This is a genomic window from Rhodopirellula maiorica SM1 (genome assembly GCF_000346295.1).
Taxonomy (GTDB): domain Bacteria; phylum Planctomycetota; class Planctomycetia; order Pirellulales; family Pirellulaceae; genus Novipirellula; species Novipirellula maiorica.
The window spans coordinates 1-11,601 of record NZ_ANOG01000539.1; the positions used below are offsets into that span (position 1 = coordinate 1).

Genomic DNA, 11,601 nt, shown 5'->3' on the forward strand with positions numbered 1-11,601 from the left:
GGGAGTTGGGGAGTTGGGAGTTGGGAGTTGGGCGATTTTACCGCTCCTCCACTCCATGTCTCCTTCACTCCTTCACTCCCCCTCTTTCCTCCCGCTTCCTAGCCGGCGACTTTCAGTCGCGGCGGTTGGCCGGCATCGGCCAGGATCGCGCGGAGCCGTTCGAATTCGTCGGGATCCGAGAAGTGCAGTGTGATTTTGCCACGGCCGCGAGCCGAGCTTTTGATCTCGACCTTGGTTCCGAAAATCATTCGCATCTCTTGTTGCATCGATTCAATCTGAGGCGAGATCGATTTCCGTTTTTGCCGAGTGGCGTTGACGATCTTCTTTCCGGTTTCGGCGTCCTCTTCGGCTTTCAGCAATTCGGCCACATGCGACTCGGTCGCTCGCACGCTCCAGCTGTCTTCCATGATTTTGCCGGCGGTGCGAATTTGGACTTCTTCGTCACCGATTGGCAGCAGGGCTCGTGCGTGACCGGCACTGATCTCGCCCGCCTGCAACAGGTCCAATATCGCTTCGGGCAATTCCAGCAACCGCATCAGATTGGCGATCGTGCTGCGGTCAATACTCAAGCGACGGGCCAGGTCATCTTGTTTGCATTTGTGTTCATCGATGTAGCGTTTGAACGACAACGCTTTTTCGATCGGGTTCAGGTCTTTGCGTTGCAGGTTTTCGATGATCGCCAATTCGGCAACCAAGCGATCGTCTGCATCGCGGACTTCGGCGCGGATCGTTTTCAATCCCGCGTGGATGGTTGCACGCAGTCGGCGTTCGCCGCTGATCAATTGGTACTTGCCATCGACGATGCGAACCAGCACGGGTTGCAGCTGTTGATGGTTTTTCAGGCTCTCGGCTAGCGACGCGATCTCATCGGGATTGAATTCCCGCCGTGGTTGAAACGGATTGTTTTGAATCTCGTCGACTTTTAGTTCGAGCGACTGGATCTTCGATCCGCTGCTCTTTTTGTCGTTGCCACCACCACTATCGCTGCCGCCTAAATCGGACGCCTCATGGATCGGGTTACCATCTTCGTCCAGTGGCGTGCCCAATAGCGCGGCGAGCCCTTTACCTAAACGTCGATCCTTCGTTGTTGCACTAGTCACGCTCGAGCACCTCCATGCACAGCTGGGTATAAGCAAACGCGCCGCGGGATCGCGGTGCATACTCAAACACGGTTTGGCCGTGGCTCGGGGCTTCGCTGAGCGAAACGTCTCGAGGCACGACACTGTCAAACACAATGTCGCCAAAGAAGTCTCGTACTTCCTCGTCGACCTCGCGGGTCAGTTCTAGGTAGGGATCATACATCGTTAATAGGATCCCACCAAAGGTCAGTCTGCCGTCCGTGGCAACGATGACCTTCTTTATTGTCTGAATTAGTTGGGTCAGACCTTCCATCGCAAAATACTCGCACTGGATCGGCATCAACACCTCAGTGCTGGCCGTCAGTGCGGTTTGAGTTAGCGGCCCAACACTGGGTGGGCAATCGACCAGGATAAAGTCGTATTGGTCAATGATTGAATCGAGGTGTTTGCGGACTTGCGATGTCTCGGTCTCGCCTGCTTCCGCCAAGCGGTCGACATCTTGCAAAGTCCGGCTGCCTCGCACGATCGAGAGGTTCGAAACCTCGGTATTGGCAATCTTGGTCTCGATCGGGTCGGAATTGATGATGGCGTGGCCATCAGTGGGTTCTAGCCCAAGTGAACCGGTGGCATTGCACTGCGGATCCAGGTCCACCAGCAATGCTCGTTGGCCGGACATTGCTAAAGCAGCCGAAAGGTTAACGGCCGTGGTTGTCTTGCCCACGCCTCCCTTTTGATTGACCACGCAAAGAATCCTTCCCACGGTGTCCATATTCCTATTCGAGACTGGCCGCGATTGTTTTGCGGCAAGAACGAACAGTACGCGAAATGTTTCCGGTGAAACAAGTCTGGTTTCACAAGAAACTGGCGTTGACTTGGGTGGCTGATTCTGTATCCGCAGATTGCGGTAGTGCAGCGTTGCGAATGATCCATGCTGCCTGGGGATCATTCGCACAATCGAGCAAGTAGGCAGTAATCATTGGGTGAAATCCCGTTAGCCGTTTGAGCGCTAGCAGGCTTTTGATTTAATCGTACGATGGACTTCCTAGTCCGTCGAATACACCAATGACGGGCGTGGTAGTCCATCAGCCACCCCTTGCCGTATTAAATCATCAGCCCGCTAACGCCAAAGCGGCAACGCTGTGAAGCATTTTTTCTTATTCGGAAAACGCGGATTCACTGTAGCAAAAGTCGCAGAGACTTTCGGCCACACGAGTAACGCCGAAACTCTCTGCGAGTTTCGCTACGAAAAAACACATCAGAGCGTTGGCCAAAGCGGCTATTCGACGGAATGACTAGCGAACAGGCTGCTCGCATTGCATCGCCCCACCAACGAAACGAAAAAAGCCCAGGACATCTAATCCTGGGCTTTTTATTTGTTGGGTGACTCGTAGCAGTAAGCGATCGTGCTTACTTGATTTGACCGCCGTTGGGGTTGGCGGCCTGTTGAGCTTCCGGTCCTGGGTTGGGGTTGAAGGTATCGCGGAAGATCGTCCAATCCGATGGCGGACGTTCTTGGATAAAATTGTCCATGAAGTTAGCGATTGCGTTGCCCACGCCGTTTCGCTTCATATCCACAAATTCATAGTGGTCCCATTTCGGTGCGTTCTGGGCATGGAAGTTCGGAGCGTACATGATCAACGCCTGTGGAAGGAAGGTTTCCTTCTCCAAAGCGATTTGCACCATCTTGTACTGAGCACGGTCGTCTTGTCGTTTAGGCCAAGCTTCGATCAATACAATCTTGTCGTTCGGGGCGGCGACTTGGCGGACCCAGTAGCGACGTTGGATCTCGGCGGCGTCGAGGTTGAATACGAAGGGAAGTGGGCTGTTGAAGATCTTTTGCCCCTGCATGTCGGCCGGCAGGTCTTGGATTTTGCACTGCTTCTGGCTGCGATCCATTTCGATCAACTGCTTGCCATTACACACCCAATGTTCGCCGAACAGGCCTGATTGAGGTTCATAGATGGGTTTGCCGTCCTTCTCGCCTTTGTAGAAGACCAGCGAATCGACGCGGAAGACGCCTTTGTCAGGTGCCGCGTACTTGATGACGCCGTCGGCGCGAGTCGCGTGTCGACCAACCGGTGCCGCCAAATTGTCATAGTGCCAACGCTGGAACTTGCAATCGAGTGTGCGAGTACCCTGGCTCTGTTGTTGCCAAGCAAGCAGAAGCTGTTGAAGCTGGGCCTGTTGAGCCGCGTTCAGCGGAGCAAAAGGTTGGCCGGCTTGTGCTTGAGTGGCCGTGCTGGCTTGGTTCTGTTGGCGGCCGGCTTGGGCCTGTCCTTGGTTGCCGTTGTTCTTGGCATACGAAGGAGTTGTTTGTTGAGCCGAAGCAAATTGGAAATTGGTTGCCAAAGTGACGGCCAGTGCCGCAACGAAAAGCGTTGTCCAGTGTGGTCGCATCATCCGTGACGCCTGTGTGATAAAAGTCGTGATACTCGGGCCTCGACCATTTCCATATGGTCCGATTCGCCGAGTGGACTCTAACAAGCATCCCACGAATGGCGAAAGAGTGAATCAGAAAAAGTTTTCGACAAGCGGCTCGCTCAAGGCGCTGCCGCGGTTTTGAGTCAGGGTGTGTTCGAGATCGCGGAGGCATACGATGCCAGATCCGCACACACAGTGGTGATTTCGCATTGCGTTCGCAAATGTCGTTGATCGCTCCTGCGATCAAAACGCGAGGCGGATTAGTGCCCCCATTCGCTGATCGCGGCTCGATGCTCGACGAGCGCGTCATTCGCTGATCGCGGCTCGATGCTCGACGAGCGCGTCATTCGTTGATTGAAATTTATCCACCGTGCTGATCTGGACCGCACCCGCTTTTATTCTGCGGTCGCACGCCACCATGGATTATTCTTGTCCCACACCTCTTCAGGCATTACGTCGTCGTTTTCTTCTTCGCCTGATTCGGTCCATTCGCTACGGGCAACCGATGCGAGCTTCTCTTCGGACGAGACGAGTTGGCGTGACGGCTCGCGTTCAAACCATGCCCATTGGATCGACGGCTCAGGATCCGAGGTATCGAGTTCGTCTTCCATATATTCAGGTTCGATGACGATTGACTTGACACGTTTGGGCTCAGGCCGCGGTGGCAGTGGTTTGGGCTCTGGTTTCGGAGTCGCAAGTTTCGGCGGCTCTGGCTTCACCGGTTCAGGCTGAACCGCTTTCACGACCGGTTCCGGCTTCGGAGGCTCGGGGGCCGGTTCGGGTTTGGCTTGAAGCTTGGGGATGTCTTTGCGGACGTACAGGATTTTTGGTGTCGGTTTGGGTTCCTCTTTGACCACAACGACGACGGGTTCCGGTTGCGGTTCCTCTTCGGGTTCGTCCTCCAAGACTTCTTCTTCAACAGCCTCTTCCGGTTCGTCTTCGTAAACCTCTTCTTCGTATTCTTCCTCGGGCTCTTCTTCGATTCGCTCTTGTGGCGGCAAGATCTCGGCGCGACCCGGTTGACCTTGCGGCGGCATCAATCGGACCTGGACGTCGATGTCGTGGAAGATGTCGACGATGTGTTCGTGGCAGGTGAACATCATGACTTGGTGTCCAAGCTCGGCAAATGTCTTCAGCGTTCGTGCCGCGCAAATCGCTCGGTCGCGGTCAAAATTGACCAAGACATCGTCGAGCACCAATGGCAACATGACTCCGCGCCGGGCATAGGCGGCCGCGAGTGACAAACGCAGTGCGATGAAGACCGCTTCGCGTGTACCCCGGCTCAGTACCTCAAGCGGCAGCGATTTGCTGTCGGTATCGTCCACCTTCAAGCGGTTGGTGCCGAGCGGCGTCCAAATTCGGTTGTACTTTCCGTCGGTCAATTGGTTCAGGAAGGACGACGCTTCTCGCAGCGTCTCGGGTTGTCGTTCGCGTTCAAAGGTTCCGCAGACATCCTCGAGCAAGCAGCTAGCCATCGCCAGCGTTTGCCAGCGGCGTGCCGACGCCATGATCTTTCGTTCGATACAGGCAAGTTCCAATTGAGCCGTGGTCAATCGCGAGTCTTCGCCAAGCTGCTTCATCTCTTGAGCCAGCTCGCCCTGCTGCGTTCGCAATTGAGCGACGCGAGCTTCGGTTTCGCTCATGCGTGTCGTCAGCGAATCCCAGCGACGTTCGATGTCGCTGATCTTCGCTCCTTCGATTTCGCGAGCGACCGCGTCGTAATCGACATGCGTCCCGATGATCGATCGAACCTGCTTGTCTAGCTCGGCGTGCTCTTTTCGCATTTCCGCCAAGCTTGCTTTGCTATCAACCAGTCCGTAGAACTGTTCCGGTGTGGCGACGCCACATTTCGCCCAAAGTGCCCGACGCTGCGTTTCGCCACGTTGGATCGCGCGAAAGTATCCGCTTTGCTGCTTCTTCAGTTTGAGGTCCTGTTCCTTCAGACTGCGGCGTTGTTTGATCCAGTGTTGTTGGCGAGAAAGTTCTTCGTGCAGATGATTCAGTTGGTCCAATGGGTTCGATCGAATGCGGCTGCGTTTGGCCATTTGTTCGATGTCGACATCGTCGTTGTCGTCGTCTTCACCTGGTTCGCGAGCGGTGATGTTCTCTCGCAGATCGAGTGCTTCCATGTACAGCGACTCAATTCGGCGAGCCAATGTTTGCCGTTCGCGTTTCCGCTGGTCGCGTTCGGTTTTCAATTCTTCCCAGCGGCGTCGGCTACTGAGCAGGGTCTCGTACCCGTCGCTCAAATTCCGTACGCTTGATGGCGATAGTGATTCGCTCAGTCCCAATCGCTTCAGCGTGGCGGACCATTCACGACGCGAGTCGCGTAGTCCATCGGCCGCTTCGGTTGCCCGCTCTCGCGCCGACTTGTACGACTGCAGTGCGGCTTGATGGTTGTGGTAAGTTGGCAGTACCGATTCCAGTTCGGCCAGCAACTGTTCGCTTTCGCGGATTCGCAGTTCGATGGTTTCGTTGCTGGTCGGCAGCGTCGAGTCGGCTTCGTTTCGTTCGCTTTCGAGTTCGCGGATCTGTTTGCGAAGCGTGTCGATTTGACGTTCACAATCCTCCAGATCACGCGAGGTCGACCGCATGCCGTTTTCTTTGCCGAAGTAATAGGTCAGCATCCCCATAAATCCAACCGTCAACCAAAACATGCCTTTGGTCGGATCGGGATCGGGTGAGAACCATGTTAGCCCCAGCATATTTGATACGCCGTAGACCAATGACATGCCACCAAAGATAAAGGGGACAGCCAGTAATATGAGCCTGTCCATCGGTAGCGCTTCGTCGGTCGTCAAATCGACCGTTTCTTTTTCCAAGTCGCGGTAGTGGCGTTTCAGCTTATCGATGTGTTCGCCAAGCTGGGCGCGGTGACGCAGCGCGGTGATCAGCTCGTTTTCTTCGCGAATGGCCTGTTGCAGGTTTGTGGCGCGCGCTCGCGAGAGTACATCCCGCATTTGGCTGCTCATCTTTTCAGCCCGCGTCTTGTGCTCGGCGCCTTCATTGCGAGCTTGCTTTAGGAGGAATAGTTGCTCCTTGACTCGCTTTGCGGGGGCGGAAAGCGTCGCAAGAGTTTGTTTGGACAGATCGGGAAGCTTGGAGAGATCGCCGTCGGTGATCGCTGCTTTATCCGCTTCGTCGATTCCCAAACGGTCCGCGTCGGCTTCGAGCTGTTTTCTCGCTTTGTCGATTTGTCCATCGAGTCGCTCGATCTGCTCTTCGAGAGCTTCCACCCAAGTGGCTTGCTCGGAGGCGGCTTCGATTTTGCCTTGCAAGTCAAACAGGCGTTTGCTGACCGGCAATTGCTCGTTCTTGACCCGCAGCTCGCGTCGTTTCGCCTTGACCTCTTCCATCTTGGACTTGCTGTCCTCGATCATGGCATCGATCTGGACCAATTGGCCTGGCGCGTCGTCCGGTAGTTCGGATTCCACTTCGGTTTCCGCGATCGATGCGGCGAGGGCTTCGCGTTGTTTCCAGGTGTCAAAGACACTGGTTGCGATTTCGACGCAGCGGGCTTCGCGTTCCCAAGCAATCATTCGTTCCGATGATGCTTCGATCTCTTGTTGTTGCGATCGTCGTTGGCTGGCCAATTCGCTCCAGCGTCGGCCATGGCGGGTCAGTTGTTCGACTTCGTCACGCAACTTTTCGCGTTTACGGATCATCGCGGCAACTTTGCCGGCCTCTTCCGAGTCGATGACGCTGTCCTTGCCAATCATGCTCTTGCGGCCGTCACGCAGACTGCGAAGCACATCGACAAGTGACACACGGTCCAGTCCGCTAGACAATTTGTAAAGTTCGTCCGCGGCGTCGGTGCCGTCAAGTGTGCTTAGTTCTTGCAGTTCGCGGATCCCGATCGCAAACACGTTAGTAAAGATCGGCTCGTCGATTTGCCCAAGCAAACTACTCAATCGGTGCTGGCCCTGAGCCAATCCGTCTTGTCCGGTGACGCTTAGGTTTCCCGTCACGCCCGTGTCGGTCAATTGGCTGGTGCGACGAATTTGGTAGCCGCCGCCGGGGCCGGTAACGCGAATCGCGCCGCCCGGAGTGCCGCCAAAAACCGGTGGGATGTAACGTTCGCGACGGTCCGGGGTGAACCCATACAGCATCGCTCGCAGGAATTGCATCAGTGTTGTTTTCCCAGCCTCGTTGGGGCCGTAAAACAGCGTCATGCCGTCGGGAAGCGAGTCAACGGACAATCCGGTCCAAACGCCGAAACCATCGATTTGAATGTCTTTGATCTTCATGATTTTTGCACCAAATTTGGCTTGCCGCCACGAAGGAGTTCGACACCCAGTAGCGTCGCTTGGTCAAGAATGTGCTCGCGTGCCGAACTGGGAACGTCCGCCAATAACGTCGAGGTTGTGCTTTGGATTCCCTCGTGCTCTTCAGTGAATGGCAGCAGGTTCAGTTCACGTCCGTCACTTTTGCGATGCTTGTCGGCAGCACGCAGAAAATCACCCAGGATCGTATCTTCGTCGTTCCACGATTTGGGGTAATGTCGTGGCGGGCGAATGACCAACGATGCGGTCCAAGCCGCGGGGGTACCAGATCCGAATTCACGCCGCAGCCACTGCAGCAATTCCTCGGCGTCGCCGATCGCATGCAGATTGTCTCCGCTGCTGACGGAGATGTCCCAGCCAATCAGAAGGTGGCGTCCGCCATTTTCGTGCTGGAGCCGGACGATGCGTTCGCCCAGCAGGTTGCGGATGCTGCCGACCGCGGCAATCTCGGATGCATCGATGTCCACCTTGCAGTAGCGGAACGCATCGCACTGAATTTCATGCACTCGAGTCGTTTGGTCGGCGTCGACGTCGACGATCGAATAGCCGTGAGCTCCGGATTCCTCGAGCGATCGACCTTGGGGCGAACCGCAGTACACTGCCGCTCCCTCTGCCCCGCCTTCGATTTCCTGGCGATTGTGTTTGCCGCCGAGCGCCCAGTAGTCGAAGCGGCCTTCTTTTAGTGCGTCGGCATCCGATGCACCATAGCCGACCGCGACGGTGTATTCATCGGTGGGGTCGACGCGGAAACTAGGGACATGAAGTGTCGAGCGTCCTTCGCTGCTGCGGCCCACGACGACACAAATGGTGCGGCCGGCACGTTGCACCGGAACCGCGGTTGCCTTGTTCTTGGGAAACAGCGTGACATTGGGAGGAAGCGGTGCAGCCTCGGGCCACTTTTGTGGATCGTCGACATTCCCCGCGACCCAGAACACCGGTTTTTTCTTGGCGTTTAGCTTCTCGAAATAATCCAACAACAACGCCATTCCATGTGGACCGGCCGTTTGAGGATTGAGCAGATCGCCCGAGAACACCACGAAATCGATATTGTCAGCCAACGCGGCCTCGAAAATCGCCTTGGCCGCATGGCGTGGCGCATCGGCCATCGCGTCACGGAGGTGACTGGGGATCGTATCGAGGTCTCCGAGAGGAGATTCGAGATGAAAATCGCTAGCGTGAATAAATCGGAACGACTCGCCCGGCATGGGTTCCCTCCCTGGGATAACTCCGTGGCATGACCGTTTTGCGAGTTCAGCGATTGGGGCGTCCCTGCAAAACACGTTACAGCCGCCGTTCTTTCAAATCATTTGAAAAGAATTGCGAAAGGATCCTCTGCCGCTTGCGTCACCAAAATCGTTTCGTTTGCGTCCAACCTGTGACGGTGTGGGCAGCGTGCCTCGGCTGCGTAGGCCTGGAAGTTTAACGAAACTTGTAAAAAAGGACCAAGTCGTATTTGCAATGTTTCACGAAAAATCGAACGGTTAGCCCTGCTAGCATTCGGCATGGCGGGCAAGCTGGGGTAAATAGGTGGCCTGGGGCGTGAGCGAGGGGTGGGTTGACCACTGGGTTTGCCGTCGTGGATAATTATTGTGGGGTTATTGATTGCCCTCGTCGTCTGGCTCGACAACGAATCTGTCTTCTCTCCCCAACCTGAAATTTGGCCCCCAGTCGATATTGGCCACCTCTGGAACCGATAATTGAACGTCGCGGATGAACAAAACTGATTTCGATATCATTCCCGATCGTGATTCGATCGGATCTCAGCAGCGTGAGATTGGTTTCGTTGCAACTCATAATGATTCGCCGCAACTGCTGACGACGGAGCAAGTTGATCGTTGGAACGCCGATGGCTATCTCGGTCCCTTGGACGTCTACGACTCCGGTGCAATCAGCGAGATTCGTGAGTACTTTGATCAATTGTTGGCGGAAACGTTTGCCGAGGGCAAAGATAGCTATTCAATCAGCAGTGCCCATCTAAAGCATGCGCCGGTGTGGGATCTGTTGACCAACGAACGCACGGTCAGTTTTGTGGCGGATTTGCTTGGCGAGAACGTGATCGGCTGGGGATCGCATTTCTTTTGCAAAATGCCGGGGGATGGCAAACGCGTCGATTGGCACCAAGATTGTAGTTATTGGCCATTGACACCGACCAAAGCGGTGACGGTGTGGTTGGCGATCGACGATGCTGATGCTGAAAATGGCTGTATGGAAGTGTTTGCGGGGTCACACAAACATGGACTGATTGATTTTAAGGCCAGCGACTCAAACGCCGGCAACGTGTTGGATCAAACCGTCGAGCATCCGGAGCAATATGGGACGCATCGATTGACCCCGCTACGTGCCGGACAGATTTCAATTCACAGCGATTTGTTGCTGCATGGATCATCACCGAACGTCAGCGACCGTCGACGTTGTGGATTGACGCTGCGATATTGTCCGGCAGACGTACACGCCTATTTGGGCTGGAATCAAAAAGGGGTGGTGGTGCGAGGTGTCGCGGATCCGGCGGAGTGGCCGGGAGCACCACGTCCATCATAGCGCTGTGGTCCAGCGCAGCGAAGCATTTCGTAGTGGCAAAGCGCGAGCCCATCGCGATCTTCTTTGGTAGCGGCACGGCGCGAGCCGTCCGGTTGAGGCGAGTGAAACGTTCGGTTTAGACCGGGCGGGCCCCGCGCCGCACCGCTACAAACGCTACCCGTTTAGTGTCATCTACTTTCGTAGTGGGACTCGCCAGAGTTCCTGGTGTTTCAACAGCAAAGATGGGAATTCTGGCGAATCCCATTACTTGAACATCTCCAGTAGTTGCCAAAGTAGATGGCATTGGACGCGAGCCCTCCGGTGTTTTGGTCAGGGTGAGGAACCGAAGGGCTTGCGCCCTGCCGCTTAAACCTCACAAAACACGGGGGATTAATGCTTCACAACGTTGCCTGTGGTCACGACGATACCGCCCCGGTGATCGTGGTTTAAAGCGGAATCCGGGTCGGCATCGCTCGATTTGCTAGGGGATTCAACCCGCTCGTCATCTGATTACAATGCGTTGGTTAGTACCGGTTGGCGGGAGTACGAAAATCTCGTCCGCCTTGAAAATTCCTTATTGAATCAAGAAGCAATGTCTTTAGCGTCTCATTTCAACTCATCTGACTGTGCGATCTCGTTCGAGCTGTTTCCACCCAAAACGGAGGCGGGAATCGAGACGTTGATGAAGAATGTTGCGCGTTTAAAAGATTTTAACCCAAGTTTCTTCACCTGTACTTATGGCGCCGGCGGCTCGACTCGAGGTACGACGCTTGATGTCGTCGAGAAGGTCAAAGAGGTTACCGGTTTGCCGGTGGCATCGCATTTGACCTGCGTCGGTTCGACCGTCGACCAGCTCGAAGACTATTTGTCCGAAGCGAAGAATCGAGGCGTCGATTACATCGTGGCGCTGCGAGGGGATCCGCCTAAGGGCAGCGAACAATTCGAAGCAGTCGAGGGTGGTTTGCGTTATGCCAACGAATTAGTGGAGCTAATCCGCAGCCGATTTAGCGACTTCGGCATTCTTGTCGCGGGGTATCCCGAAGTTCATCAGGAAGCCACGGATGCGAAGACCGATCTGGAGAATCTGAAACGCAAAGTGGATGCGGGTGCGGACGTTGTGGTGACGCAATTGTTTTACGACAACGCCGACTTCTATCGATTCCGCGACGATTGTGTCGCCGCTGGAATCACCGTGCCAATCGTGCCGGGGATTTTGCCTGTCACCAATTTTAAACAGGCATTGCGAATCGCTGCGATGTGCAAAGCAGCGATCCCAAGTCGCCTGTCGGATGCCATGAACG

General features: G+C 55.3%; 8 protein-coding genes. 2 read left to right on the forward strand and 6 right to left on the reverse strand.

Going from position 1 to position 11,601, the window contains the following annotated elements; translation table 11 throughout:
- Positions 1-98 precede the first annotated feature (98 nt).
- The 6 genes from RMSM_RS17230 to RMSM_RS17250 form a co-directional block, all read right to left on the reverse strand.
- Positions 99-1,046: a ParB/RepB/Spo0J family partition protein gene (locus RMSM_RS17230; protein WP_008698864.1), complete on the reverse strand. Its 948-nt coding sequence runs from the start codon at positions 1,044-1,046 to the stop codon at positions 99-101.
- A gap of 46 nt (positions 1,047-1,092) precedes the next feature.
- On the reverse strand, positions 1,093-1,848 hold the full coding sequence (locus RMSM_RS17235) for a ParA family protein (protein WP_008698865.1): 756 nt from the start codon (positions 1,846-1,848) through the stop codon (positions 1,093-1,095).
- Positions 1,849-1,930: 82 nt separating this feature from the next.
- Complete coding sequence (locus RMSM_RS43415; protein ID WP_008698867.1) at positions 1,931-2,056, reverse strand: hypothetical protein; 126 nt, start codon at positions 2,054-2,056, stop codon at positions 1,931-1,933.
- A 430-nt stretch (positions 2,057-2,486) separates the two neighbouring features.
- Positions 2,487-3,479: a TIGR03009 domain-containing protein gene (locus RMSM_RS17240; protein ID WP_008698869.1), complete on the reverse strand. Its 993-nt coding sequence runs from the start codon at positions 3,477-3,479 to the stop codon at positions 2,487-2,489.
- Between the two features lie 416 nt (positions 3,480-3,895).
- Positions 3,896-7,747 carry an AAA family ATPase gene (locus tag RMSM_RS17245; RefSeq protein WP_008698871.1) on the reverse strand — a complete coding sequence of 1,284 codons (3,852 nt, stop codon included), beginning with the start codon at positions 7,745-7,747 and terminating at the stop codon, positions 3,896-3,898.
- Positions 7,744-8,988, reverse strand: a complete 1,245-nt coding sequence (locus RMSM_RS17250) for a metallophosphoesterase family protein (protein WP_008698875.1) — start codon at positions 8,986-8,988, stop codon at positions 7,744-7,746. Before RMSM_RS17250 ends, RMSM_RS17245 begins: the two co-directional genes overlap by 4 nt.
- A gap of 505 nt (positions 8,989-9,493) precedes the next feature.
- Here RMSM_RS17250 and RMSM_RS17255 point away from each other — a divergent pair.
- Both RMSM_RS17255 and metF read left to right on the forward strand, forming a co-directional pair.
- On the forward strand, positions 9,494-10,321 hold the full coding sequence (locus tag RMSM_RS17255) for a phytanoyl-CoA dioxygenase family protein (RefSeq protein ID WP_008698876.1): 828 nt from the start codon (positions 9,494-9,496) through the stop codon (positions 10,319-10,321).
- A 571-nt stretch (positions 10,322-10,892) separates the two neighbouring features.
- The coding region (gene metF, locus RMSM_RS17260; RefSeq protein ID WP_040767663.1) for a methylenetetrahydrofolate reductase [NAD(P)H] at positions 10,893-11,601 on the forward strand (709 nt) is incomplete at its 3' end.

Bases quoted from the DNA above. Each gene is read 5' to 3' on its own strand.
- RMSM_RS17235 (WP_008698865.1), bottom strand. From the start codon at position 1,848: ATGGACACCGTGGGAAGGATTCTTTGCGTGGTCAATCAAAAGGGAGGC.
- RMSM_RS43415 (WP_008698867.1), bottom strand. From the start codon at position 2,056: ATGATTACTGCCTACTTGCTCGATTGTGCGAATGATCCCCAGGCAGCA.
- RMSM_RS17240 (WP_008698869.1), bottom strand. From the start codon at position 3,479: ATGATGCGACCACACTGGACAACGCTTTTCGTTGCGGCACTGGCCGTC.
- RMSM_RS17245 (WP_008698871.1), bottom strand. From the start codon at position 7,747: ATGAAGATCAAAGACATTCAAATCGATGGTTTCGGCGTTTGGACCGGA.
- RMSM_RS17250 (WP_008698875.1), bottom strand. From the start codon at position 8,988: ATGCCGGGCGAGTCGTTCCGATTTATTCACGCTAGCGATTTTCATCTC.
- RMSM_RS17255 (WP_008698876.1), top strand. From the start codon at position 9,494: ATGAACAAAACTGATTTCGATATCATTCCCGATCGTGATTCGATCGGA.